Origin of the sequence: Pontibacter ramchanderi (genome assembly GCF_002846395.1) — a bacterium.
GTDB classification, from domain to species: domain Bacteria; phylum Bacteroidota; class Bacteroidia; order Cytophagales; family Hymenobacteraceae; genus Pontibacter; species Pontibacter ramchanderi.
In genome coordinates, this window is record NZ_PJMU01000001.1 from 368,663 (window position 1) to 394,392 (window position 25,730).

Annotated in this window: 20 protein-coding genes; 9 read left to right on the top strand and 11 right to left on the bottom strand. The window is 48.9% G+C overall.

Annotated features, from left to right (window positions below; genetic code table 11):
* Positions 1-86: 86 nt before the first annotated feature.
* Genes BD749_RS01600 through BD749_RS01620 form a run of 5 tightly spaced genes read right to left on the bottom strand, consistent with a single transcriptional unit; the run spans position 87 to position 5,195 of the window.
* Entirely contained in the window at positions 87-1,400 is a 1,314-nt protein-coding gene (locus tag BD749_RS01600) for an anthranilate synthase component I family protein (RefSeq protein ID WP_245868608.1), read from the bottom strand.
* Positions 1,390-2,865 carry a tetratricopeptide repeat protein gene (locus BD749_RS01605; RefSeq protein ID WP_245868611.1) on the bottom strand — a complete coding sequence of 492 codons (1,476 nt, stop codon included), beginning with the start codon at positions 2,863-2,865 and terminating at the stop codon, positions 1,390-1,392. Before BD749_RS01605 ends, BD749_RS01600 begins: the two co-directional genes overlap by 11 nt.
* A 47-nt stretch (positions 2,866-2,912) precedes the next feature.
* Positions 2,913-3,644, bottom strand: a complete 732-nt coding sequence (locus BD749_RS01610; protein WP_101442630.1) for a zinc ribbon domain-containing protein — start codon at positions 3,642-3,644, stop codon at positions 2,913-2,915.
* A 4-nt stretch (positions 3,645-3,648) separates the two neighbouring features.
* A complete protein-coding gene (locus tag BD749_RS01615; RefSeq protein WP_101442631.1) occupies positions 3,649-4,758 on the bottom strand; it encodes a Nif3-like dinuclear metal center hexameric protein in 1,110 nt (369 codons plus the stop codon).
* A gap of 56 nt (positions 4,759-4,814) precedes the next feature.
* Entirely contained in the window at positions 4,815-5,195 is a 381-nt protein-coding gene (locus BD749_RS01620; protein ID WP_143741210.1) for a hypothetical protein, read from the bottom strand.
* Positions 5,196-5,395: 200 nt separating this feature from the next.
* Here BD749_RS01620 and lpxK point away from each other — a divergent pair, with 200 nt between their 5' ends.
* From lpxK to miaE, 3 genes are all read left to right on the top strand, one after another.
* Positions 5,396-6,469: a tetraacyldisaccharide 4'-kinase gene (lpxK, locus tag BD749_RS01625; RefSeq protein WP_101442633.1), complete on the top strand. Its 1,074-nt coding sequence runs from the start codon at positions 5,396-5,398 to the stop codon at positions 6,467-6,469.
* 66 nt (positions 6,470-6,535) lie between these two features.
* Complete coding sequence (locus BD749_RS01630) at positions 6,536-8,428, top strand: putative porin (RefSeq protein WP_101442634.1); 1,893 nt, start codon at positions 6,536-6,538, stop codon at positions 8,426-8,428.
* A 13-nt stretch (positions 8,429-8,441) separates the two neighbouring features.
* Complete coding sequence (gene miaE, locus BD749_RS01635) at positions 8,442-9,047, top strand: tRNA-(ms[2]io[6]A)-hydroxylase (protein ID WP_101442635.1); 606 nt, start codon at positions 8,442-8,444, stop codon at positions 9,045-9,047.
* A gap of 152 nt (positions 9,048-9,199) precedes the next feature.
* On the opposite strand, the gene BD749_RS01640 is transcribed toward miaE, so the two are convergent.
* Positions 9,200-10,468 (bottom strand): asparagine synthetase B, encoded by a 1,269-nt coding sequence (locus BD749_RS01640; RefSeq protein WP_101442636.1) that lies wholly within the window; start codon positions 10,466-10,468, stop codon positions 9,200-9,202.
* A 129-nt stretch (positions 10,469-10,597) separates the two neighbouring features.
* Between BD749_RS01640 and BD749_RS01645 the strand changes: the two genes are divergently transcribed.
* Positions 10,598-11,842, top strand: a complete 1,245-nt coding sequence (locus BD749_RS01645) for an ABC transporter permease (protein ID WP_101442637.1) — start codon at positions 10,598-10,600, stop codon at positions 11,840-11,842.
* A 270-nt stretch (positions 11,843-12,112) separates the two neighbouring features.
* Here the strand turns inward: BD749_RS01645 and BD749_RS01650 are convergent, their stop codons facing one another.
* From BD749_RS01650 to BD749_RS01660, 3 genes are all read right to left on the bottom strand, one after another.
* Positions 12,113-12,754 (bottom strand): OmpH family outer membrane protein, encoded by a 642-nt coding sequence (locus tag BD749_RS01650; protein ID WP_245868614.1) that lies wholly within the window; start codon positions 12,752-12,754, stop codon positions 12,113-12,115.
* Positions 12,755-12,827: 73 nt separating this feature from the next.
* Positions 12,828-14,147 carry a tRNA (N(6)-L-threonylcarbamoyladenosine(37)-C(2))-methylthiotransferase MtaB gene (gene mtaB, locus BD749_RS01655; protein WP_101442639.1) on the bottom strand — a complete coding sequence of 440 codons (1,320 nt, stop codon included), beginning with the start codon at positions 14,145-14,147 and terminating at the stop codon, positions 12,828-12,830.
* A gap of 133 nt (positions 14,148-14,280) precedes the next feature.
* Complete coding sequence (locus BD749_RS01660) at positions 14,281-16,119, bottom strand: LTA synthase family protein (protein WP_143741211.1); 1,839 nt, start codon at positions 16,117-16,119, stop codon at positions 14,281-14,283.
* Between the two features lie 266 nt (positions 16,120-16,385).
* Here BD749_RS01660 and BD749_RS01665 point away from each other — a divergent pair, with 266 nt between their 5' ends.
* Complete coding sequence (locus BD749_RS01665; RefSeq protein WP_101442641.1) at positions 16,386-18,578, top strand: glutamine synthetase III family protein; 2,193 nt, start codon at positions 16,386-16,388, stop codon at positions 18,576-18,578.
* Positions 18,579-18,627: 49 nt separating this feature from the next.
* Here BD749_RS01665 and BD749_RS01670 read toward each other — a convergent pair whose 3' ends face one another.
* Positions 18,628-18,999 (bottom strand): hypothetical protein, encoded by a 372-nt coding sequence (locus tag BD749_RS01670; protein ID WP_101442642.1) that lies wholly within the window; start codon positions 18,997-18,999, stop codon positions 18,628-18,630.
* 284 nt (positions 19,000-19,283) lie between these two features.
* Here BD749_RS01670 and ispG point away from each other — a divergent pair, with 284 nt between their 5' ends.
* The 4 genes from ispG (at position 19,284) to BD749_RS01685 (ending at position 22,635) form a co-directional block, all read left to right on the top strand.
* Positions 19,284-21,257: a (E)-4-hydroxy-3-methylbut-2-enyl-diphosphate synthase gene (ispG, locus tag BD749_RS01675; RefSeq protein WP_101442643.1), complete on the top strand. Its 1,974-nt coding sequence runs from the start codon at positions 19,284-19,286 to the stop codon at positions 21,255-21,257.
* Between the two features lie 87 nt (positions 21,258-21,344).
* Positions 21,345-21,509, top strand: a complete 165-nt coding sequence (locus tag BD749_RS19290) for a DUF6728 family protein (protein ID WP_180336291.1) — start codon at positions 21,345-21,347, stop codon at positions 21,507-21,509.
* Positions 21,510-21,521: 12 nt separating this feature from the next.
* Positions 21,522-21,872: an MmcQ/YjbR family DNA-binding protein gene (locus BD749_RS01680; protein WP_101442644.1), complete on the top strand. Its 351-nt coding sequence runs from the start codon at positions 21,522-21,524 to the stop codon at positions 21,870-21,872.
* 256 nt (positions 21,873-22,128) lie between these two features.
* Positions 22,129-22,635 (top strand): MarR family winged helix-turn-helix transcriptional regulator, encoded by a 507-nt coding sequence (locus tag BD749_RS01685; protein WP_101442645.1) that lies wholly within the window; start codon positions 22,129-22,131, stop codon positions 22,633-22,635.
* A gap of 164 nt (positions 22,636-22,799) precedes the next feature.
* Here BD749_RS01685 and leuS read toward each other — a convergent pair whose 3' ends face one another.
* Positions 22,800-25,571 carry a leucine--tRNA ligase gene (leuS, locus tag BD749_RS01690; protein ID WP_101442646.1) on the bottom strand — a complete coding sequence of 924 codons (2,772 nt, stop codon included), beginning with the start codon at positions 25,569-25,571 and terminating at the stop codon, positions 22,800-22,802.
* Positions 25,572-25,730: the final 159 nt, after the last annotated feature.

The window sequence follows — 25,730 nt, forward strand, 5'->3', positions numbered from 1 at the left end:
TCAAAAAATCTCTTAGGAGGTGCAAATATACTATAATCCGGTATAAAACGTGACAGAATGGCAGAGGAATTCTCGAAATATGCGATTTATTCCAGCCCCAGTGCTATGCGTATACCTTGTGCCTTGAGCAGACACTCTTCATATTCCTGCTCAGGTATAGAATCATAGGTAATGGCGCTTCCTACCATAAAAGACAAATATCCGATTGCGGCATTGTACTGCACACTTCTGATCACCACGTTGAAATCGAAATCCTGATTGGGTTTCACATAGCCGAAAGCACCAGAATAAAGCCCGCGCTTGGTTACCTCAAGCTCCTCGATCAGTTCCATGGCACGTATCTTGGGTGCTCCCGTCATGCTGCCCATCGGGAAAGCACCCTTTAGGGCATCGGCTATACCGTTCTCCGGGCGCAGCACTCCTGTTATGGTCGAGATCATCTGCGAAACCTGCCGGAAGCCATAAATGCCGAACATTTCTTCGACCTGAATGGTGCCCGTGGCGCAGGAGCGGCGCAGGTCGTTGCGCACCAGGTCCACGATCATCATGTTTTCGGCTAGCTCTTTCTCGTCGTTTCGAAGCTGTTGCTGTAATATAAGGTCTTCCTCGGGCGTTGTGCCACGCCGGATGGTGCCTTTGATAGGCTGCGATATCAGTTTATGTCCTTCTTTCTTTAAGAAACGCTCCGGTGAGGCGCATAGCAGGTATAGGTCGCCATACTTCAGGAAACCCGAGAAGGGAGTGGGGGAAAGCGCATTGAGCTGTAGGTATAGCGCCAAAGGAGAAAGCTTCACTTCTTCTGCAAAGAATTCCATGCAGTAATTCAGTTCGTATACCTCTCCATCCCGGATATAGTCCCGCACCCTTTGCACATTCCGGATATAGTCTTCTTTGTTTACCTTTTGCCTTAGTACAAGAGAGGGTGTTTCGAAATGGGCAGGTATAGGTGTGGCTCGAATCTGCCCAAGTTTGTCAAGAATATTATCCTTTATGCTAAAGATACTTATGCTATTACTCTGAAAGTTTAGGTATAGCTCTGGCTCGAAGAAAAAAATAGGAGGGAAGCCGACCCGATCTTCGTTTTCACTGCTTAGCTTTTCAACCTGATTTTTGAGATCATAGCCCAGATAGCCGCACCAAATGTTTTGCTGCACAGTCAGTTTCTGCTCCAATTCCTCAAATGAGTTTTCCTGCTTCCATTCAACAGGTTGTCCTGCCGACACAGCGATCAATTCATCAAATCCACCATAGGGGTAAGCTATTCCATTGGAGGTATAGCTTGCCACCAACGGAAACTGCTGTGCCCAGGTCAGCACCTGGCGGCGGAAGACATCCAGGGTAACAGGCAGTTCAGCTATAGAAATTTGGAAGGTATAGGCCATGTGTATGCTACTTATCAAGCGCCTGGAGAGCCAGTTTGGCTTTGCCGTCTATACTGTTTTTATATGTGTGCCCCTTGTAGCCCATCGCCTGGGTAAACCATTGCCGTGCCGTTAGGGGTTTTTGCTCCTCCTGATAAATATACCCAAGCTGTAGCGCAGCATATGGCGCGAAATACAAAGTGGTATTTCGGCTCGCTTCGATGGCCTGTTCGTAATAGAGCTTTGCCTGTGTCAGGTTGTGCACGCCGTGGTAAATGCGGGCCTTCCGGTAATGGTATTCGGCGAGCTCGGCTGGGGGAGTATTGGACTTAAGTGGCATTTGTGCCATCGTTTGCAATGCCTCCTCATAATAACCTCCATCATACTGCAAGCGTGCCAGCATCAGGTAGCGGTTCGGGCTCTGTTCTTCTCTGGCGAACCGGGCGGCGTAGCCATCTTCCTCGCGTTCGGTCAGACCCAGTTGTGCGATCTGCGACAGATGCTTTTGGGCTTGTTGCTGTTTTCCGCCAAGCCAGTTGGCCAGGTATAGCTTGTAGTTTGCTGCCTTTAGGTAATGATCGCCTTTGTGCTGGGCCAGGAAAAGTTGGTTTAATTTAACTGAGTTAGTAAAATCGCCTTTATACAGGTATAGGTCAGCCGCCATGTGATGCAGGTAAGGGAAAGCCAGGTAGCCTGCCTGGTGCGGTCTGCGCCGGTATACCTGTAAAGCCAACTCGCTTTGTCTTGTTTTTTTGAGGACATGCATAGCCGCGAAGGTATAGAGCAGGTTGTCTGGGAAGCGTTGATTTAACTTTAGGACCGATTCAGAAGCCAATGCGTCCGCCTCCGGATTGACAAGGTGTTGCAGCAGCGCCTGCAGCAGTTGCGCCTCTTCGTGGAATGGGTTTTCTTTAGTAGCGGCAGCTTGGATATTCGCCATGCCTGAGTCGATACTGCCCTGCATGCCAATGATGTTGAGCAGCACACGGTACGAATCAGGTACGGAACCTATAAGCACCTGCAGGGCACCCAGTGTTTTGCGATTCGGAAGAAAGTCGGGGTAGCGACGTGAATTGGCACTGTACTGCAGATAAGCCTGCCGCAAGTCCCAGGCGGCGCCTAATTTATTGCCCTGCAGCAGTTTGCTCAATGCGATATGAAGACGTACTTCAGCCAATGCGAAGCCAACCCAAACGGAATTTTCCTTTAAACTGCTGAGTTGCTTCAAGCGGTTTTCCTGTCTGGCCAGTATGCCGGCGTATACCTCCGGATTTTGCTGTATGGCCCAGGTATAGAAATCCTGTTGGTTGGCGATCAGCAGGGCAGCGGCGTTAGCCGGGTTGCTGTTAAGCTCCTGCTGAATCAGTCGGCGGCCTTCGGGTATACGCAAACGAATGGTGGACTCATAGGCCTGCCGCACAGCTGCATTGTAGACGGAATTTGCAAGAACGGGACAGGTAGGTAACAGGTATAGCCACAAAAAAAAAGGATGGGCGATTGCCATCCTTTTTAGGTATGTCGGTAAGCGCATAACGCTCAGCATATCAGCATTTAGTAGATACGCTGCTCCACACCAGCCATCACACGGCCACAGTGCTCGCATACGATCACTTTTTTCTGGGCTGCAATGTCAGCCTGGCGCTGAGGAGGAACTGTGTTGAAGCAACCACCGCAGGCATCACGCTTCACAAGCACCACGGCGAGGCCATTGCGCACATTCTTGCGGATTCGGTTGTAAGCAGTCAGCAGGCGCTCTTCGATCTGACTCGCGGCTGTTTCGCGGTCTTTCTCCAGGTTCTTTTCCTCTTCTTCGCTCTCTGCTACGATTTGGTCAAGCTCGTGCTTTTTGTTGTCAAGGTCTTTGCGACGCTCTTCCAGGCGGTTTTTCGTGCCTTCGATCTCGTTGATCTTCTGCTCGATCTGGTAGTGGGCTTCTTTGATTTTCTTCTCTGCAATCTGGATCTCCAGTTTCTGCAGTTCGATTTCTTTTGTGATGGCGTCGTACTCGCGGTTGTTGCGTACGTTTGTCTGCTGGTCTTCGTACTTGCGGATCAGACCTTCAGCGTCTTTGATAGACTGCTTGCGCTGGGCAATGCTGTCGTTCAGAGCGGCCACTTCATCGTCAAACTTACGAACCCTTACCTCATAGCCCTCAATTTCATCTTCGAGGTCCTGAACCTCTTCTGGTAAATCGCCTCTTACTCGTCTGATTTCGTCAAGCTGCGAATCGATACTCTGAAGCTTTAGCAGTGCTTCTAATTTGCTGGCTACCGTACTTTCCATGTAGTTAATAGGTGTATCTGATAGGGTTTGTGTTTACTTCCGATAAATAGACTGCAAAATTAGTAAAGTTTTTGGAAATTGTATCATAAAAAATCTCCTTTGTAAATACCTCACTTTCATAGTGTCCGATGTCGGCGATCAGCAAACAGCCCTCCGCATCGAAGAATTCGTGGTATTTCACATCGGCCGTTACATAGGCGTCAGCGCCCTGTCGCAGCGCGTCCTTGATCAGGAAACTGCCCGAGCCGCCGCAAACCGCCACCCGCTTAATCTGCTTTTCGCCTACAGCCGTATAGCGCACGCCTGGCAACTGCATGTGTCGTTTCAGGTAGGCCAGGAATTCCTGCTCTGTTAGAGGCGTCTCCAGTTCCCCGATCATGCCAATGCCTACTTCCTGGTTGCCGTTCTCGAGCAGGGTCAGGTAATGGGCCACCTCTTCGTAAGGGTGTGCTTCTAACAGGGCCGTCATAATGCGTTGCTGTTTAAAGGCCGGAAATAGTACCTCCACCCGGTTCTCCTGCACTTGTTCTGGCTTGCCTTTCTCTCCGATGGCAGGGTCAGCATTATCGGAGGGCTTAAAGCGTCCGGTTCCCTGTACCTGAAAACTGCAATCGCTGTACTCGCCGATCTGTCCTGCGCCGGCCTTATGGATAGCGGCCAGCACCTGGTCGGTTTGCGCTACAGGCACGAAAAAGGCCAGCTGCATGAGTGTATGCGGTTTGGAGGTGAGGATTCTGGTGTGCTGCAGCTTCAGCTTTTCGGCGATCTTGGCGTTCACGCCATTGTGCACACTGTCGAGGTTTGTGTGGCAGGCGTAGATGGCGATGTTATTTTGGATGGCTTTGATGATGGTGCGCTCCACGTAGCTCCGGCCAGTCAGGCTTTTGAGCCCTTTGAAGATGACCGGGTGATGGGCTACGATCAGATTGCAGCCTATGGCTATGGCCTCTTCAACAACCGCTTCGGTACAATCCAGTGTCAACAACACGCCTTTAACTTCATCGCTGGCATGGCCTGTTTGCAAGCCGGAATTGTCGTAGCTTTCCTGGTAAGGTATGGGGGCATACTGCTCGAGCACTCTTATTATATCGCCGATGGAGGTATTCTCTTTCATAGTCTGGTTTGTTATTGAAAGCACCAAATTAAGAAGATCAGGCCAAGGCTGGAAATTTAAAGCACCTGGAGTTGCAGATAACCGGTCTCAGGCTGGCGTTTGAGCTCTTTGCCATTAAAGTAAAAACCTGAATAGGTATAGTCGGTATAGCACTTGCCCCGGTTGACGGTATAGGCTATGTCCAGCGTGTCGGTATTATGACTGCTGATTTGTAAGAGCATGCGCACCCGCGACTTGGTATAAATGACGGGGTACGTCTCAAATATCAGGTGGTTTACTTTTTCATCGGTGCCCGTAAAGAGGTAGTTAAACGGCTCTCCATCGAGGATCAGTTGAACAGAATCGGGGTGCAGCCCTGTGCTGGGGTTGGAGAACGGACTGCTGCCTGAGGCATCCACGAGGTAAAAGGAGACAGGTGCGGGCGGCTCTGAACGCATGGTAGCGCAAGGGGTGCAGCCGGCTGCACAATAAAACAGCAAGAGTGAAAATAGAGTAAGTGATCGGTTTGTTTTCATGTGGTGCAATATGGGGTCGGATATAGTCGGTACTAAATATAGTGTTTCTAAGGTATACAAATCAAGTTCTGACAATGCCTTTGCGCATATTTCTATACCTTTGCAAGGTATAGCCACTCCATATGACTTTACTGCGTTACTTGCTATGGCCTTTTTCAATCCTCTACGGCGGCATCATGCTGTTGCGGAACTGGCTGTACGACACAGGATGGTTCCGCTCAGAGCGCTTTGATTTGCCGGTTATATCGGTGGGCAACCTGACGGTGGGAGGTACCGGTAAAACTCCGCACGTGGAATATTTGCTGCGTTTGGTATCGGATAGAAAAACAGCCGTACTGAGCAGGGGCTACCGCCGGAAAAGCAAAGGCTTTGTGCTGGCTGACGAACAAACTACGGCAGAAACGCTGGGAGATGAGCCCTATCAGTATCACCTCGATTTCCCGGATGCCACTGTGGCCGTATGCGAAAGTAGGCCGGCAGGAATAGTGCAGCTGCTACGCTTGCGTCCGGATACAGAGGTTGTGGTGCTGGATGACGCGATGCAGCATCGGCCTGTTACCCCATCGCTGAATCTGATGCTGACAGACTATGGACGTCTTTTTTATAAAGACCATGTGTTGCCAACTGGCTTGTTGCGGGAACCGCGTAGCGGGGCCCGACGTGCGGATGTGGTTATCGTAACAAAATGTCCGGTTGAATTGGAGGCAACTCAGCTTGCTACTGTAACGAAGCAGGTAAAGCAGTACACCCGAGCCGAGACCCCTGTTTTTTTCAGTGCTTTTCGCTACGGCCACCCGGTAGGCATTGGAAATGCTGCGCCGCTCGCCAAACGCTGTGTGCTTCTCACAGGTATAGCCAATCCCATACCCCTGAAAGAGTATTTAACAGATCAGGGTTACGAAATCGAGCAGCACTTATCTTATCCGGATCATTACAACTATACTTTAGCTGATTTGGAAAAAGTTAAAGACTCACTAGAACAACATGCTGATAAGTCTTTAAGTATCATTATGACGCGAAAAGATGCTGTAAAACTGATGGATGGTGCGCTTGCTGCCGTAACAAAACTGTTGCCTGTGTTCTATGTGCCGATCGAGGTCTGTTTTCTGCAGCAAGGTGAGGTGTTTGATAAGCTCATCCAGCAGCACATGAGTGCTTTTCATGCCCTGGGATCGAAGGCTACGGACAAAATTTAAACGAAAACACCGTATACTTCATGGCAGTACGTATACGGGTTGCATGAAAATCACTAATTTTGGCTCGTGAAAAGTAAGCTCTTAGCAGTAATATGGCTCCTGGTGGGTCTGGCTGGCGCCGCACAGGCACAGTCCCAGATCGTTGATGACACAACGAAAGTGCTCTTTAGCCCTAAAACGACATTGCAGTTGTACGAGAACGACGTGTTGGAGGGGCGCTACATCCTGCAGCGCATTGATACCAGCATCAACAACATGCATAATGAGCGATTCTGGTATCATGACACGGTACACTTTCAGCACCTGGGCAATGTGGGTACTGCATCCAAGCCCATCCTTTTCAGAGCACCTCATAAGATTGGCGCCAGACTGGGCAAAAACGTGTTCGACCGCTATGCCTACGACCCTCGCCGCATCAACTACTACGACACCCGATCTCCCTACTCGCACATTTTTTATATTCAGGGCCAAAGAGGGGAGCAGGTTTTTGAAGCTGTACACGCCCGCAATATTACGCCGCGCTGGAACGCAGGGGTTGCCTACCAGATTATTTCGGGAAACCGCCAGTTAGGTGTTTCTAATTTGCGGCGCGACGGCTACTTGAGTAGTCAGGCCGTAAAGGCATTCACCCACTACCGTTCCGAAAACGAGAAGTATCACCTGTTTGCCAATTTTACGCACCTCAACCACGAGCAGATCGAAAACGGTGGGATTGCACCCGGCGAAGCTAACCTTTTCCTGTTCCAGCAGGCGCTTACTAATCTGACGCAGGCATCGACCCGCGAGCTCCGTAACAACTATCACCTGATGCATATCTACAAGCTGGCAGGTGAGAACCTGAAGTTTTTCCACAGCTTTGACTGGGGCTCTCAAAATGATATATTCCAGGACGATGCCATACCGAGGCTGGCAGATAATGCAGGCACTCCAATTTTTTATCCGGCAATTATCAATAATGCCCTAAATCGCACAGATGACCGCACTGCCTATCGGGAAATGGAAAACGTCGCAGGTGTGACTGGTAACAATAAGCTGTCATTCTACAAGGCCTACGCCAAATTCCGAAATTCAAAACTAGATTATAGATCACTGGCCACTGCTCAACAAGATAGTACCGAGTTTTATGCGGAAGGTACTGAAAAGATGAACCAGCTGTTTGTAGGTGGCGAATTCCGCCTGATGTACCGACAGGCATTGCTATCCTTTGACGGGGAGTTTCAGATGACGAACGACTACAAGGTGGGGGCCACGGCTAAATTGGGTCCGCTACAAGGCCGTTTGATGCGGGTGCTACGCTCTCCTTCACTGGTTGAGCAACGCATGATCAGCAACCACTTTGAGTGGAATCCGAGTACAAATAACTTCAACAATTCAGTGACGGATCGCCTGGAAGCAACTTTAGCAACTAAGCTTGGCGAGCGCCAGTTTGTACGCTTAACCGGACACTACAATCATATCAAACGCCATATTTATTTTGATACGGTTGCTGTACCACGTCAGTATGCTGCCAACCAGCAGGTATTTGGCGCCGAGATCCAGCACCATATCCGTTTTGGTAAATTCCACTTCGAAAATTTCATCGCCTACACCAACACGAACGACGCGCCTGTCATCCGTATACCTGAATGGCTTTTCGACTCGAAACTGTACTTTGAGGGAGCACTCTTCAGGAGAGCACTTGTTGGCCAGTTTGGGGTGCAGGTTTACACGCCAACCTCCTACCTGGCAGATGCCTACATGCCTGTCACGCAGCAGTTTCACCTACAAAACGGGTTCACGATTGAGCCATACCCAATTGCTGACGTGTTTATCACCGCCGACATCAAAAACCTGAACGTGTTCCTGAAAATGTCGAACATCGCTTCCGATATTACCGCGCCTGGCTATTTTACAACTCCGTATTACCCGGGTATGCGCACAAGTTTTGTCTTCGGCATCAAGTGGATGTTCTTCGACTAACCAATTTATACCTATGTCTTCCCAGTTTACCAAAACCATATTACGCCTCCAGCTCCCGACCGATCCGCGTTGGGTGAATATTGCCGAGAAAAACATTGAAGAGATTCTGGTAGACCACGCTTATTGCGAACAGAAAGCGGCTACCTCTGGCATTTCCCTAATTGTAAAATACCCCGACAAAACCCGCCTGGTAGAGGAGATGACGGACCTGGTAGCCGAGGAGTGGAGTCATTTTGAGCGCGTGATGGCAGAACTTAAGAAGCGCGGCTGGGGACTGGGCCGGAACCGGCCTGACGAATATGTGGTGGAACTGACAAAGCACATCCGAAAAGGCGGGCAGCGCGAGCGACAATTGATGGATCACCTACTGGTAAATGCCCTGATCGAGGCGCGCAGCTGCGAACGTTTTAAGCTGCTCTGGAAAAACATTCAGGACGAGGATTTGCAGAGATTCTATTATGAACTGATGGTTTCAGAAGCCGGACACTATGTGAGTTTCGTGAAGCTGGCCAAAGAATACATGCCCGCCGAAGTAGTAGACGCCCGCCTGAAAGAACTGCTGGACATCGAAGCCGAAATCATCCGAAATCTGGAACCCCGTCCGGATAGGATGCACTAGAACAGTGAACAAATGCACAGTTATCAGTTGACAATATAATATAAATGAAATCTTCGGTTCTGAGATCCGAGGATTTCTTTTATATGGATACCCTAAGTGAGTGATCAGAATTTGTTAACTGATAAAAAATAACTGATTACCGTTAACTGTTCTCACGTCTTCTGCTTCTTCTTTTTAGCAGCTGGGAAGAGGATATTGTTGAGTATGAGACGATAGCCGGGCGAGTTGGGGTGAAGGGCCAGGTCGGTGGGGTCTTCGCCCACTAAATGCTGATAATCCTCCGGATCGTGACCACCATAAAAGGTCCAGGTTCCGCGGGCGTAGGTGCCGTGCATATACCTGATTTCACCAACTTCTTTATTCTCACCCATTACTACAACCTCGGGTTTTACCAGCCCTTTACGGAAAGCAGTGGTCTGGCCCATAAACCCTTTTATTGTTTTGGCATGATTCTGCGTGAGCATGGTCGGGATGGGGTCCCACTTGGCTGAAAAAGTAAAGAGCTGAAAGAAGTCATTCGGTTCTGTCAGGCCGCGCTCCTGCGGCTGCATATCGATATTGGAGTACTCGTACTCGAGTGGGTTGCGTACCAGCGAAAAATCCTTGAAGGCAAATGTCTTCCCGAAGTCGAGCTTGCTCTGTGCATTCGGATCTGCTCCATCGCCGTCGTACATCGCTTCTACAAAATCAATTCCTTCTGCAGCCAGGGCAATATCATAAGTGTCGGTGGCAGAGCACATGGCAAACAAAAAGCCTCCTCCGGCACAAAAGTCACGGATGGTGCGCGCCACGGCTCCTTTAAGGTCGGATACCTTGTTAAAGCCAAGCGATTTGGCCGAAGCCTCTGAATCGCGTTGCTGCTCCTGGTACCAGGGGTAGTGGCGGTAGCTTGAGTAAAACTTGCCGTACTGGCCCGTAAAATCTTCGTGGTGAAGGTGTAACCAATCGTACTTGGGAAGGTCGCCGCGCATGATTTCCTCGTCGTATACCTTGTCGTAGGGTATTTCGGCATAGGTCAGCACCAGCGTAACAGCATCATCCCAGGGCATTTTAGATTTGGGGGTATAGACAGCGATCTTGGGTACCTTCTCCAGCTTCATCACATCCATGTTCGCTTCCGGGTCGCTGATCTGGGTAAGGATTGTGTTGTATTGCGCATCTGAGATAACCTGGTAGCTGATGCCCCGCACGATCAACTCATTCTCGAGCTGCGGCGCGTGCTGAAAAGCAAAACTCCCTCCTCTGAAATTAAGCAACCAATCCACTGACACGCTTTTTGTAAGAACCCAATAGGCCGCCCCATACGACTTCAGGTGATCCTTCTGCGTCTCGTCCATCGGTATCAAAACAGTGGAGCTGAACGCATGAAAGGGGAGCACCAGGTATGCGGTAAGCAGAAAAATGAGACGGAATAATTTCATGGGCTTAACATATGGTAACAAATGTATCGAAATTGGTTCTTTTTTCAGATATTGGAGAAGAATTACAAACCAGAGGTCTCTTCTTATACTTAACGCAGAGGGGAACGTTTCGCATATAAAACCTGAACTATGGACCAGTTAGAAAATATACGGGAAAGTATTCGAGCCATCAAGAGTAATTTGCTCCGTACCGTCCTTACTGGCCTGATCATCTCGATCGGGATTATGTCGCTGGTAGGCATACTCACGGCTGTCGATGGCATGAAGCACTCCCTTAACCAAACCTTTTCGAGCCTGGGTGCCAACTCTTTTGACATCCGGAAGAAATTTAACAGCGGACGCGGCAACGGACAAAGCAGGACCGAGAAAGTATACCCGGACATCACCTACGACCAAGCTACCAAGTACAAAGAGCTCATGGGCACGAAATCGCAGGTAAGTCTTTCAGCCAACGTTTCGGGAGCTACAGTAGTGAAGAGCACAACCGATAAGACCAACCCCAACATTAATGTGATTGCCGGCGATGAACATTACCTGGCCGGACAAAACCTCAACCTGGAGCGCGGGCGCGCTTTTTCTTCCTACGAACTGGAGCTCGGGTCGAACGTAGCTATTATAGGCAAAGAGATCTCTGACAAGCTTTTCCCAAAGACGGACCCTATCAACCAATACATCACTTTTTTGGGGCGACGCTTTAAAGTTGTGGGCGAACTGGAGAAACGCGGTAGCAGCATGGGCGGCAATGGCGGCGATCGCATGGTCCTGATCCCGTTGGAAACGGGCCGCCAGATTCCGCAGACTAATAACGCAAGCCTTACTTTCAATATCAAGACATCTATCTCCAGACCCGAAGAGCTTACTTATGTGATGGGCGAGGCGACAGGGGTGATGCGTAACGTGCGGCAGGATAAGTTAGGTCAGGAGGAGTCTTTCGAGATCAGAAGAAGTGACTCCCTGATTCAGAGCCTGAATGAAATTTCGGGTTACTTGAAAGTGGGCGGCTTCGTTATTGGTTTCATCACCTTGCTGGGTGCCTCTGTTGGTTTGATGAACATTATGATGGTGTCAGTAAACGAGCGGACACGCGAAATAGGTGTGCGCAAGGCCTTGGGAGCAACGGCGCAGCAGATACAGCAACAGTTTTTGATCGAGGCGATCGTGATCTGCATCCTGGGTGGTATAGTCGGTATTTTTCTGGGTATACTGATGGGCAACGGCATCGCCTCGCTGATTGGAGAGGGCGGTTTTATAGTGCCCTGGATCTGGGTGTTCGTTGGCTTAACGATCTGTGTGCTGGTGGGCGTACTGTCAGGCTTTTACCCAGCCCGTCGTGCCTCTAAGCTCGACCCAATTGAATCGCTGCGCTATGAATAAGGTATAGTAGCTGTAATAACAATGTAACAACTTATAGTTGCTCCTACCTGTCTACCCTTGAGAGACTGCTTTTTAAAGTGTTAATGCAAATAGCGTAAAGTCTATTGACTAAGTTAAGCAGAACACAGGGATATAACCATAGACAGGTATAGACTGCATTTTCAGGGCTCAAGTTTAAGGTTAGCGTGAGTGCTTTGCTACTAAAGGGAAATAAAAAAGGCGGGTTTTATGCCCGCCTTTTTTATTGCTATACCTGTATGTTGTGTCAGGTTATTTTTTCTTGGTAGCAGTTGTATCCTTTGTTTTGGCTGCTTCTTTTTCCTGATCGTATTCGCTGTTCAGGCCGGTCAGTACTTCTTCTGTTATATCCAGTGAGTTGTCGCCGTACAGAATCGCGCTTTGGCCTCTTGAATAAGTAAGCACCATTTTGTAGCCTCTTTCCTGGCTCAGCTTCTGCAGATAAGCTTCTACACGATCGTAGATCTTCTTCATCTCTTCTGCCTCTTCAGTTGCCAACTGGTTGCCGGTGGTCTGGCTTTGCTGTTGCAGCTGCTGCTGGCGCTGGGCCAGTTTCTGCTCCGTAGAAGCACGCTGCTCCACGGTCATACTGCCTCCGTTACGCTGGTAGCTCTGCACCTCTCTTTCAAACGCGGCTGCCTTTGACTGAAAATCTTTCTCAGCCTTCTCCGTTTTGGACTGGAAACGAGTACGGGCATCTTTGAAATACTCGTATTTGCTCAGAAGCGAGTCTGAGTTGATGTACACGATTTCAGCTGTGCCGACAGTGGCCAGGGTGTCTGAGCTTGAAGATGAAGTAGTGGCTGTGCCGGTTGCCTGAGGCTTCTGGTCTGTGTTACAAGCAGTTACTAGAGCGCCCAAAGCGACTCCCAAAACGATTCTAGATAGGTTCACAATTAGATAATTAAGCTGTTATTGATTGTTTCAGGCTGAAAATATAGGGCTTATTTTTAAAAATTCAGAATTTTTAATGTTTAAGCACCTCCGTATAAGTTTCCTCGGCCTCCATCAGGCCCTGGTCGTTGATGCCTGTCAGTCGTACATGCTTTGTTTCGTTTACCAGCACTGGGTCGTATTTGGCAGCTACACGCACATAGTTTTCGGTCCAGCCCTCCATCACGCCGTCTTTCACATCGTCCTCAAACAGCACTGTAAATTCGCGGCCAACGTTTTGCTCGTAGAAGAAGCGCTTCTTCTTCTCTGAAAGGATGCGCAGCATGTCGGCCCGGCGGTTGCGGTCCTTGATGCTCACTTTGCCTGGCATGTCAGGAGCCATCGTATTTTCGCGCTCAGAATAGGGAAACACATGCAGGTAGCTCACATCCAGCCCATTCAGGAAGTTGTAAGTCTCCAGGAAGTCCTCTTCCGTTTCACCAGGGAAGCCCACGATTACGTCCACGCCGATGCAGCAATGTGGCATTAGCGACTTGATCTTGGCAACGCGATCGGTATATAGTTCGCGCAGGTAACGGCGGCGCATCAGCTTCAGAATCTTGTTGGAGCCAGACTGCAATGGCACATGAAAATGCGGCATGAAACGCTTGCTCTGGCTCACAAACTCAATAATTTCATCTTTGAGTAGGTTCGGCTCGATAGATGAGATGCGGAAGCGATCTATACCTTCCACCTTGTCCAGTTCCTGTACCAGCCCGAAGAACGTCTCCACGCGCTCGCCATCCTGCAGACCGAAGTCGCCGGTGTTCACTCCAGTTAGCACGATCTCCTTCACACCAGATTCAGCAATTTCGTTGGCAGACCGCACCACATTGGCAATGCTATCGGAACGGCTGTTGCCGCGTGCCAAGGGAATGGTGCAGAATGTGCAGGAGTAATCGCAACCGTCCTGTACCTTCAAAAAGGTGCGGGTACGGTCGCCGAAGGAGTAAGAGTTATGGAACGTGTTGGCTTCGCTAATGGCACTGGCGTATACCTGTGGCTGCTCTTTCTTTTCGAAGGTGTCCAGGATGTCCACCAACTGAAATTTCTCGGCGGCACCCAACACGGCGTCAACACCCGGGATCTCGCTGATCTCTTTTGGCTTGAGCTGGGCGTAGCAACCCACAATCGTTATAAACGCGTTAGGGGAGAACTTTTGCGCCTCCTTCACGATCTTACGGCATTTCTTGTCTGCGTTGTCGGTGACAGAGCAGGTATTGATCACGTAAATATCGGGCGTATCGGTAAACTCAACCTTCTCAAAGCCACGCTCCTGGAATATTCTTCCGATCGTGCTGGTTTCAGAGTAGTTCAGCTTACAGCCCAGGGTATAAAAAGCAACCTTTTTCATAAGTAGGGTGCAAAGATAATAATTTAAAATTTGAAAGTCGCCTAAAGCGCTGTTGTAATAAAGCTGCTGCTAACCAGGTATATAACGCATTTCCAAATGCTGTCTATCAGAAAGCGCTATACCTTGTTTTATTTTACTTTCTGACAAAGTCTTCAAATGAATACTGCATATAAGCCTTCCCGTATTCGAGCTGCTCGCGCGTGACGCCTTTGCCTTTAAGGATGGGTTTCTTCCCTATATTATCATAGGACACCACTTTGCCGGGGGTGATGAACGTAAAGCCATCCCGAAAAACATAAAATGCAAAAGGATAAGAACTTTTCGCCATCAGGTTGCGCCCCCACTTGAAATCCTGGTAGGGGAGGTCTAGCTGATAAAGTAATGTCGTGGCGATATCAGTCTGGCTTCCGATAGTCTCGATGGTGTGACCTTTTTCAGCCAAGGCACCACCCGTCAGGATAAATGGAATCCGGAACTTGGTGCTGCGGTAGTTCGGGTCGTCGTAAGGCAGCGGGTGCCCGTGATCAGCCACCAGTACGACCAAAGTCGAGTCCCACCAGGTTTGCTGTCGAGCCTGATCTATAAACTGACCCAAGGCCCAATCGGTATAGTAAACAGAGTTTTTGAACTTGTCGCTGGTTTTGTCTCCTTTGAACTTAGCAGGAATCGGAATCTCAAAAGGCTCATGGCTGCTCAGGGTATAGACCGTACTAAAGAAGGGCTGCTTCTCAGTATTCAGATCCTGCAGCACACGCTCAAACAACACATGGTCATGTGCTCCCCACTTCGAGTTATAGCTTTCGGCCGGAAAATCATGCTTGTCGATCAGACGGTCGTACTTGCCGTTTTGCAGGTATGAGCGTATGTTGGCGAACTCCAGCTCTCCTCCATAATAATAAGAAGTGCCATAGCCTGCCTGCTTAAATACCTGACTCAGGTGTGGCAGCTTCTCTGTTTTCTTTGGGTTTTTAATAATAGAGGTAGTCGTCTGCACCGGGTATCCGCTCAGCAGCGCCACCATGCCTTTTTCGCTGCGGTCGCCACTGGAGTAAAGTTTAGTAAAGCTGATGCCCTCCGATGCCAGTTGGTCGAGGTTAGGCGTAACGCCCGGTTCTCCTCCTAAGCTTTCAATAAACTTGGCAGTGTAGCTTTCCAAAATAATGAAGAGCACATTAGGGCGTTTCACCCGAAGGATCTTTTCAGAAGAGTCTGCCGTCGCGGTATAAAGTTCAGCCACTTTACGCGCTGCTTCTTCATGGTCCATGTAATGATAAGGATTGCGCGTTTCCTCATTGTACTTCAGCATGGTATCCATCAGGTTCCAGGGCATGTTGAGACCCGCGTGATTGGCGTATGGGTTCTCTGAAAAATAGACTACGCTCTGGTTGATTGGGATCTGTTGCCAACCACCCCGCATGGGCAGAACCAGCAAGGCTGAAAACAAAAGGGCTATACCTGCATAGGTGAATTTAGAGAAGTTGAGGTGGTAGTTCTTATAATCGAATGTGAATCGGAACAGCAAGGCAAAGACCAGACTGGTGGCCAGCGCAATTATACTGAGCAGCAAAATAGGAGCCCCCGCGGCGGAAGCAGCCATCTCACCCGGTGTGTTCAGGTATTGCATAGGGGTGGAGTCGAGCCGGAAGCCCCAGTAGGTATATAGCTCTAAGTCTGCTACCATTAACACCGATAGCAAGACCAACACACTATAGGTATAGAGGCGAATAAACTTACGCACCAGCAATCCCGGAAAAAGAGTAGTAGCCAGAATAGCCAGAAAAGGGATGGCACTTACATAGGCACTGAATGAGAAGTCGAGACGAAGGCCTTTCGTAAAAATAGTCCAGAGGTCGTTTTGTGACAGTTCCTGAGTACGGTTATCGTGGTAAAGTAGGAAAATTGTTCTGGCAGCAATAAAATAAAGCACCCAGAACAGAAAGTAGAGTGGTTGGTATAAAAGGCTTCGTTTCACGGCTGCAAATATACGATTTAAGTACCCTCTCTTAAACGTACCGCGTCCGATTATAATTCATATAGATAAATATTGGGTATAGTATCACAACTGTCAGCCGTAAAATTTAGCACCAAATTCAAATCACCCCATTAATTTGAGGGGGGTATAGAGTATTATTATTAAATTTATTGATGACACCCCTTAAATTTTATACCCCTTCCGGTACAAGTAATTAATTTTGTCTTTACCTTTGGTCCGAAATCATACCCTAATCCCTTTAACCCATGGCAATTCTTCGTTTCAAAGCGCTCGAACTGGTAAGTCAGCGCAAACCGGCAGAGGTAGTGCTGCCCTCCAGCAAAATCTCGGAGTATTTCGGTGAAAACGTTTTCGGTTTCTCGGCCCTGCGTGCCACCATGTCTACCGAGAATTTCAAAAGACTTTGCGCCACCATCGATGCCGGCGACAAAGTAGACCGCAACCTGGCGGATGCCGTGGCAGCTGCTATGAAGACTTGGGCCATGAGCAAGGGTGCCACGCACTACACGCACTGGTTCCAGCCCCTGACTGGCTCAACTGCCGAGAAACACGACTCTTTCTTTGACCTGACCAACGAAGGCGATCCAATTGAAAGCTTCAAAGGAAGCGCTTTGGTACAGCAGGAGCCCGACGCCTCTTCGTTCCCGAGTGGCGGCATACGCAATACCTTCGAGGCTCGTGGCTACAGTGCCTGGGATCCATCATCGCCGGCCTTCCTGATCGAGAATGCCGGAACACGCACGCTGTGTATACCTACCATTTTCGTTTCCTATACCGGAGAAGCCCTCGACTACAAAACACCTCTTCTGAAATCGCTGAACCTGCTAAACCAGGCGGCTATACCTGTTTGCCAGTATTTCGACAAGGATGTGGTGAAAGTGAACACCACCCTAGGTATAGAGCAGGAATATTTTCTGGTAGATCGTGCGCTGTATGAAGCTCGTCCTGACCTAGTAATGACCGGACGCACTTTGTTTGGACACGCGCCGGCTAAGGGCCAGCAGCTCGAAGATCACTATTTCGGTGCTATACCTAGCCGCGTACACTCCTTTATGGTTGACTTCGAAAAATCGGCCCTGAAGCTGGGTATACCTTTGCGAACCCGTCACAACGAAGTGGCACCGAACCAGTTTGAGTGCGCTCCCACTTTTGAGGATGCCAACCTGGCCGTGGATCACAACCAGCTTCTGATGGACATCATGGACCGCGTGGCCGAGCGCCATGGCTTTAAAGTATTGCTGCACGAAAAGCCCTACAAAGGTGTAAACGGCAGCGGCAAGCATAATAACTGGGCCATGAGCACCAACACAGGGGTTAACCTGCTTTCGCCCGGCAAGAAACCAAAAGAGAACCTGCAGTTCCTTACCTTCTTCATCAACACGGTTATGGCGGTTCACAAGTACGCCGACCTGCTGCGTGCCAGCATCGCCTCTGCCAGCAACGACCACCGTCTGGGTGCCAACGAAGCGCCTCCGGCCATCATGTCGGTGTTTGTAGGGCAGCAACTAACTGCGGTTTTAGAGGAACTGGAGCGCACAGCCAAAGTGCCGATGGAAAAAGGCGATAACATGTACCTGAAACTAGGTATAGACAAGATCCCGGAAATCCTTCGCGACAACACCGACCGTAACAGAACATCTCCTTTTGCCTTCACAGGCAATAAGTTCGAGTTCCGTGCTGTGGGTTCGTCAGCCAATAGCTCCTCTTCCATGACCGTGCTAAACACGATTGTGGCCGACCAATTGATCGACTTCCGTGTGGCAGTAGACCATCTGATCGATAATAAAGGCATGAAGAAAGAGCTGGCGATCATCCAGGTGCTGCGCGAGTATGTGGCGGCATCCAAAGCGATTCGCTTCGAGGGTAATGGCTATTCTAAGGAGTGGGAAGAAGAAGCTGCTAAGCGTGGCCTTTCGAACATTAAGTCTACACCGCGTGCGTTGGATGTTTACCTGCGCGAAGAAGTTCAGGATCTGTTTACACGCCACGGAATCCTTTCCAGGGTAGAACTGCATGCCAGACACGAGATTTTACTGGAAGAATACATCAAGAAAATCCAGATCGAGTCGCGTGTGATGGGGGATCTTGCTTTTAACCACGTCATTCCGACAGCAGTTGCGTACCAGAACAAATTGATCCAGAACATCCGTGGCCTGAAAGAGCTGGGGCTGGAAGATGAATTCACGGAATCCACGTTGGACTCGATCAAGCGTATTTCGCGCCATATTAAAACGATCCAGACCAACGCGGTGGATATGATCCAGCAGCGCAAGGTGGCCAATAAGATTGAGGATGTACGCGAGAAGGCGATCTTCTACAATGAAAAGGTGATGACCTATTTTGAGGCTATCCGTACAAGCGTTGACAAATTAGAGCTGATGGTGGACGACGAGGATTGGCCGTTGGTGAAGTACCGCGAGCTGATGTTCAGACGCTAATTAGAGTAATACCTACAAAAAGAGCACCCTACAAAGGTGCTCTTTTCGTTTAGCTACGGTTTCGAATCCAACCGATGACCTCTCCAGCCACTTTAGCCAGTATGATCGGCAGGAGCACAATAACGAGGGCTGTGGCAATGACAGGTCGAAGTCCCATGCGCATGATCAGTTTGCGGACAGCTTTGCTTCTTAGTTCGCCGAGCATGTACCTGCCCGCCTGCGTCATTGGTTTCCCTTTAAGCACCTCCAGCACACCTCGCCAGTTACCGTGCTCTATCTGGCGTTTCAGGAATCCCAATACAGTCTCCTTTGTGATTAAGAAGGCATCACTCACTTGTTCCTGTCGTAGTTTGCCCCATTGCAGGAGTGATCGGAGCTTTTCGTCGGCATTTTTAGGTATATAAGCACTCATGTGTATCATTGTTGTCGGGTTGAATAGTTAAAATACTAAACATATTCATTCACTCATCATTACTTTTAAACGTTGCTTGAAAATATCGATACAACAATTTACCAATAATTTCTATACCCGGCTATACCTGTACTCCGGATGATTATTCGGAATAAAATCGATTGCGGCTACAAAACTGGCGGCGCATACTTCTCTTTAAAATAATGATGCTAAATTTACGCTCTGTGCCTGTTGAACAAAGCGGGCTCGAATTAAGTTAAGATAACGAAGCTTTAGCGAAGGCCTTATTATATATGAACAAGATCTATTGCCCCAGCCTGACGGAGTACAAACGCAGAGAAACCATTGAAGTAAAGATCGGCGAAGTGCCAATGGGCGCCCATCACCCGATCCGGGTGCAATCCATGACAACAGTGGATACGATGGACACACTGGGTTCAGTGGAGCAGTGCATCCGCATGATCGAGGCGGGCTGCGAGTATATTCGTATTACAGCACCTAGCATCAAGGAAGCCGAGAACCTGCGCCATATCAAGGCAGAACTTCGTCGTCGCGGCTATGACACCCCGTTGGTTGCCGATATTCACTTTACTCCGAATGCTGCCGAGGTGGCTGCCCGTATAGTAGAGAAGGTACGCATCAACCCAGGGAACTATGCCGACAAGAAGAAGTTTGAGGTAATAGAGTATAACGACGAAACCTACCAGGCAGAACTGGACCGCATCCGCGAACGTTTTGTTCCGCTCGTGCGCATATGCAAGGAGCATGGCACAGCCATGCGTATCGGTACTAACCACGGCTCTTTGTCTGACCGTATCCTGAGCCGCTACGGCGACACCCCACTTGGTATGGTGGAAAGTGCTTTGGAGTTTCTCCGCATCTGCGAAGACGAACAGTACTACAACATTGTCATCTCCATGAAAGCCTCTAACACACAGGTGATGGTGCAGGCCTACCGTTTGCTGGTGCAGAAACTGGAAGAGGAGGGGCTAAAGCCTTATCCACTGCACCTGGGCGTAACGGAAGCCGGGGAGGCCGAAGATGGTCGCATTAAATCTGCCGTAGGTATAGGTACCCTTTTGGAAGATGGACTGGGTGACACGGTGCGCGTATCTCTGACGGAGGCGCCGGAGGCTGAGGCTCCCGTGGCCAAGGCCTTGATCGATCGCTATACCCATCGAGCCCAGAAAGCACAACCCATCAAGCCGCTTTGCAATGTTCCGATCGACCCGTTTCAGTACCATCGCCGCGAAACATTGGAAGTGGATAATGTAGGGGGACAAAATGTGCCACGTGTTATTGCTGACCTGAGTCAGCTGCGGGATATTCAGTATGCCGACCTCAAAAGCGTAGGACATTTGTATTCCATGCTATTGGATAAGTTTAACATGAACGACCTGGGTGCAGACTATATCTATACAGGTGATCACGCAATCAACTTCATGTTGCCCAATGGCTTGAAAGAGATCATTAATTACGTGCCCTGGCAATTAGTTGAAGATCAGGAGCACCGTCATCCATTACTCACAGTCAAACAATACCTATCTGCTTCACAGCTTCACCCGACACTCAACTTTATCGAAACGGATGTGCATGGCCTTACCGAAGAGTTAATGGAGCGACTGAAACAAGATACGTCGGCTGTATTGATTCTTTATACCTCCAATGAACATGCCATGCCGGAGTTACGCAAGTGTTTCTTCCGTCTCATGAACAACGGCATAGCAACACCGGCTATCATCAAGCGCTCTTACGGGGCGTTATCTGCTGATGAGGTACAATTGTATGCTTCTACCGATGTGGGTGGTTTGCTTATTGACGGACTAGGGGACGGTGTTCTATTGGGCACTGAGCTTTTGCCTGCACAGGAGAAACAGGATTGGTTAAAGACGATTGACAAGCTGAACCACCTGAGCTTTGGCATTCTGCAGGCAGCACGCACCCGCATGAGCAAAACCGAGTACATCAGTTGCCCAAGCTGCGGCCGTACGTTATTCGACTTGCAGGAAACAACCGCTATGATCCGTAAAAGAACGGATCATCTGAAAGGCGTGAAAATCGGTATCATGGGATGCATCGTTAATGGTCCCGGCGAAATGGCGGATGCTGACTATGGATATGTAGGCGTTGGCAAAGATAAGATCGCCCTTTACCGTGGCCAGACAGTTGTGAAAAAATCCGTGCCAGCGGATAGGGCAGTGGATGAACTGATTGAGTTGATCCGGGAGGACGAAAAGTGGATAGAACCGATGCAGATGGAGGCTTAGTCTGTTAATACTGGCTACATTAATTGTAGTTAAGTCAGTTTATTGATACATCCGGCAACATCTTTTTAAATTTATTTACCGCACTTTATGAAAGGCTTATTTGATTTTACAGAAGTAGCGACATACTTCTTTCGCAAAAAGGACGCGAATCGGAAAACTAACTTTAACCTGCGTGCCATGCACAGCATCAATAAAATTTCGATTCTGATGTTTCTGGCTGCGATGATTTACTTTGCCATCAAGCACTGGTAAAAGGGTATTTCAATGAACATCGAGGATTTCAGGGATTATTGTTTAGCAAAACCGGGGGTTACAGAAGGTTTTCCCTTTGATCAGGACACACTCGTTTTCAAAGTGGGTGGGAAAATGTTTGCGTTCTGCAGTCTGTCTGACTACGACAAGGGTGTAGCGTTAAAATGTGATCCGGAGCAGGCGATACTACTGCGCGAGCAACATCGGCAAATATTACCCGGCTATCACATGAATAAAAAGCACTGGAATACGGTCCTCCCCGAGGCTGGTCTGCCGCAGCACTTGTTTGAGTCGTTAATAGATCATTCGTATACCTTGGTAGTGGCAAAACTTCCGAAGAACCAGAAACCTGCTTTTTTTTAATCCAAAAACACTTGATCCAGAAAAATTTTTTTCAAAGTAGATCAAAACAAACACCTCCTAATCCGGCACAAAAACGCATTGGATTGTAACATAAGATATACTGGTTTGCTTGTTTGTAAGTGTTTTGGATAAAAACCTGCTCTCAGCATTTCTTTGAGGTCATTTAGAGTGAAATAAGGTAAGCGGAATTTGCAACATATATAAAACTTTATATGTATATTAAGAGCAATTTCGCAACTATTCACCCTATCTCACTATGCAATCTCAACGCAATGTAGGTGTATTTACCTACAGAAACGAATGGCAAAACGCCAGTCTAAACATCATCCTAACAAACAGTTTACTGCTTAACAGCTACGAGGAGTTTTTTAAGAAACATGACCTGACGGGCCAGCAGTATAATATTTTGCGCATCCTTCGGGAGCACCACCCAAAACCGGTATCAACTTCGGTGCTACGAAATAACATGCTCGACAAAATGTCGGATACCTCCCGATTGGTTGGACGTCTGAAAACAAAGGGCCTGGTAGACGTAGAGCGTAACATATCCGACAAACGCCTGGTTAATATCGTGATATCTGACAAGGGGTTTAGACTTCTGGAAAAGATCGGGAATGACCTGTACCGACTCGATAACCTCCTCCAAGGTCTTACCGAAGAAGAAGCTACTACGCTAGCAGGTCTATTGGCTAAAGCGAGAGAATCTATCTCAACAGCAGAAGAACGGCTAACTGCAGCCCTGCAATTCAACGAAGCAGTATAAAAATCCCAATAAACCTACAGCGAAAGGATAGCTTAACCGGCTATCCTTTTTTTATTTATATCTATGTGAACTGGTGGCTCAGTGGGTGATAGGTGAAAAAACCAAAAGCCGCCAGATTTGGATTCTGAGCGGCTTTTGGAAAGTTAGTGGTAAGATGGAACTCCTTATACCACCACGTTGATGATTTTGTTAGGGACGATAATAATTTTCTTTGGTGTTTTTCCTTCTAAAAACTTCACGATCTGCTCATCTACCAAAACAGCTTTTTCCATCTCTTCACGGGGAGCGTCGGTAGCAAAGGCAATTTTGCCGCGCGTTTTGCCATTCACAGATACAGGATACTCATAGGTATTTTCTACCAGGTATTTCTCATCCCATACAGGGTACGAAGCAAAGGTTACGCTTTCGTTATGGCCCAATTTCTCCCATAGTTCCTCCGCTATGTGCGGTGCATATGGTGCCAGCGCAATGGTTAGAGGCTCCAGGATCGAGCGTTTGTTTGTCTTCAGGGCAGTCAGCTCGTTTACACAAATCATGAACGTAGCAACGGAAGTGTTAAATGAGAAGCGCTCGATGTCTTCTTCCACCTTCTTCACGGTCTTGTGCAGTGACTTCAACTCAGCGGCTGTTGGCTGATCATCCGAAACAGCGAAATTGCCATCGTTGTCATGGAATAGTTTCCAGAAACGCTTCAGGAATTTAGTAACGCCATCCATGCCATTGGTATTCCAAGGCTTAAACTGCTCCAACGGTCCCAGGAACATCTCATACATACGCAAAGTGTCTGCCCCGTTTCGCTCTACCAGGATGTCTGGATTTACTACATTATACTTCGACTTCGACATCTTCTCGATCTCTACGCCGCATATGTACTTACCGTCCTCCAGTATAAACTCCGCATTGGTGTTTTCAGGACGCCAGGCTTTAAAGGCTTCCAAATCCAGCTCGTCATTCTCCACAATGTTCACGTCTACGTGCAGTGGTGTGGTATCGTATTGCTTGCGAAGACCATATGATACATAAGTATTGCTATCCTTCACGCGGTACACGAAGTTTGAGCGACCCTGAATCATACCTTGGTTGATCAGTTTTTTGAACGGCTCTTGTTCCACTACCAGACCCAGATCGCACAGGAACTTGTTCCAGAAGCGGGAGTAGAGGAGGTGACCGGTTGCGTGCTCGGCACCACCCATGTAAAGGTCCACATTGCGCCAGTACTCAATTTTAGCTTTGTCAGCAAAGGCGTTGTCGTTCTGCGGATCCATGTAGCGGTACCAGTACCAGCTGGAACCAGCCCAACCCGGCATGGTGCTCAGTTCGTACTCGTACTGCTCCTGATACCTCCAGTCCACTGCGCGTCCAAGCGGTGGCTCACCTGTCTCGGTTGGCAGGTAGGCGTCGATCTTAGGCAGCTCCAGCGGCAAATCATTTTCGTTTAACAACTGCGGGATGCCGTCTTTAAAGTATACCGGCACCGGCTCGCCCCAGTAGCGCTGACGGCTAAACACGGCGTCGCGCATACGGTATTGGGTTCGTCCTTTGCCTACACCAAGCGCTTCAGCTTTGGCTATACCTGCGGAAATGGCTTCCTTCACATCCAATCCGTTTAAGAAACCAGAGTTGATGATTTTGCCTTCTTTGGCAGCATAGGCCTCTTCTTCTAAATTTCCACCGGCTACAACTTCTCTGATTGGCAAATTAAAATGCTTGGCAAATGCATAGTCACGGGAATCGTGGCCCGGAACGGCCATGACAGCACCGGTACCATAGCCTGCCAGTACATAGTCTGCGATCCAGATCGGTACACGCTCTTCGGAGATCGGGTTAATGGCATAGGTGCCTGTAAACACACCGCTAACAGTCTTCACGTCGGTCATCCGCTCACGCTCCGAGCGGTTTTTGGCTACGTTCACGTAAGCTTCCACTTCAGTACGCTGGGCATCCGTGGTGACCTCGTTTACCAGTTCATGCTCTGGTGCCAGCACCACAAAGGTGGCGCCATAAATGGTATCAATGCGGGTCGTGAAAACTTTAATCTTTTCGGAAGCACCGCCCTCTACAGCGAAATCAAGTTCGGCACCAACCGATTTACCAATCCAGTTGCGCTGCATTTCCTTCACCGGCTCTGGCCAGTCGATGGTGTCGAGGCCTTGCAATAGGCGCTCGGCGTAGGCGGTAATGCGCATCATCCACTGGCGCATCAGTTTGCGTTCCACAGGGTAGCCGCCACGCTCCGAAAGACCGCCAATTACTTCATCGTTGGCTAATACTGTACCCAACGCAGGGCACCAGTTCACCACGGCATCAGCAATGTAGGTTAGTCTGTAGTTTAAAAGTGTATGCGCTTTTTCCTGCTCGCTCATGGCTTTCCAGTCAGCGGCTGAGAAGGAAGGTGTATCTTCGTCGCAGGCTGCATAGATGTCGGCATTGCCGTTAATCTCAAAAGCAGCTACCAGTTTGTCGATAGGCTCAGCTTTGTCGGAAGTGTAATCGTAGTAGCAGTTAAAGAGTTGCATGAAGATCCACTGCGTCCACTTGTAGTAGCTTGGGTCGGAAGTGCGCACTTCACGCTCCCACTCGTAGGAGAAGCCGATGTTTTTGAGCTGCTCGATGTAGCGGGCAATGTTCTGCTCTGTTGTGATGGCCGGGTGCTGGCCTGTTTGAATCGCATACTGCTCGGCAGGCAGGCCGAAGGAGTCGAAGCCCATTGGGTGCAGCACGTTAAAGCCTTTGGAACGCTTGTAGCGGCTCACGATATCAGAGGCGATATAGCCCAGTGGGTGCCCCACATGCAAACCCGCACCAGAGGGGTAGGGGAACATATCCAGCACATAGTACTTCGGCTTATCGGTGTTTTCGGTGGCCTTAAAAGTCTGGTGTTCTTCCCAGTAACGCTGCCACTTCTTCTCAATCTGATTGAAATTATACTCTGACATAGTTTCTCGTGTAATCGCTTGATCTAAACAAGCTGCTAAGATACTTTAAATGGTTGAATTGTTGAATGGCTAAATAGTTGATTGTTTTTGCCGGCCGTTCGGTCGCTAACATGCCAGTGCCGGCAACATGGCAGTATGGAGAGAACAGGTATATTTTCA

Bases quoted from the DNA above. Each gene is read 5' to 3' on its own strand.
- BD749_RS01605 (WP_245868611.1), bottom strand. From the start codon at position 2,865: ATGGCAATCGCCCATCCTTTTTTTTTGTGGCTATACCTGTTACCTACC.
- BD749_RS01610 (WP_101442630.1), bottom strand. From the start codon at position 3,644: ATGGAAAGTACGGTAGCCAGCAAATTAGAAGCACTGCTAAAGCTTCAG.
- BD749_RS01615 (WP_101442631.1), bottom strand. From the start codon at position 4,758: ATGAAAGAGAATACCTCCATCGGCGATATAATAAGAGTGCTCGAGCAG.
- BD749_RS01620 (WP_143741210.1), bottom strand. From the start codon at position 5,195: ATGCGTTCAGAGCCGCCCGCACCTGTCTCCTTTTACCTCGTGGATGCC.
- lpxK (WP_101442633.1), top strand. From the start codon at position 5,396: ATGACTTTACTGCGTTACTTGCTATGGCCTTTTTCAATCCTCTACGGC.
- miaE (WP_101442635.1), top strand. From the start codon at position 8,442: ATGTCTTCCCAGTTTACCAAAACCATATTACGCCTCCAGCTCCCGACC.
- BD749_RS01640 (WP_101442636.1), bottom strand. From the start codon at position 10,468: ATGAAATTATTCCGTCTCATTTTTCTGCTTACCGCATACCTGGTGCTC.
- BD749_RS01645 (WP_101442637.1), top strand. From the start codon at position 10,598: ATGGACCAGTTAGAAAATATACGGGAAAGTATTCGAGCCATCAAGAGT.
- mtaB (WP_101442639.1), bottom strand. From the start codon at position 14,147: ATGAAAAAGGTTGCTTTTTATACCCTGGGCTGTAAGCTGAACTACTCT.
- BD749_RS01665 (WP_101442641.1), top strand. From the start codon at position 16,386: ATGGCAATTCTTCGTTTCAAAGCGCTCGAACTGGTAAGTCAGCGCAAA.
- BD749_RS01670 (WP_101442642.1), bottom strand. From the start codon at position 18,999: ATGATACACATGAGTGCTTATATACCTAAAAATGCCGACGAAAAGCTC.
- ispG (WP_101442643.1), top strand. From the start codon at position 19,284: ATGAACAAGATCTATTGCCCCAGCCTGACGGAGTACAAACGCAGAGAA.
- BD749_RS19290 (WP_180336291.1), top strand. From the start codon at position 21,345: ATGAAAGGCTTATTTGATTTTACAGAAGTAGCGACATACTTCTTTCGC.
- BD749_RS01680 (WP_101442644.1), top strand. From the start codon at position 21,522: ATGAACATCGAGGATTTCAGGGATTATTGTTTAGCAAAACCGGGGGTT.
- BD749_RS01685 (WP_101442645.1), top strand. From the start codon at position 22,129: ATGCAATCTCAACGCAATGTAGGTGTATTTACCTACAGAAACGAATGG.
- leuS (WP_101442646.1), bottom strand. From the start codon at position 25,571: ATGTCAGAGTATAATTTCAATCAGATTGAGAAGAAGTGGCAGCGTTAC.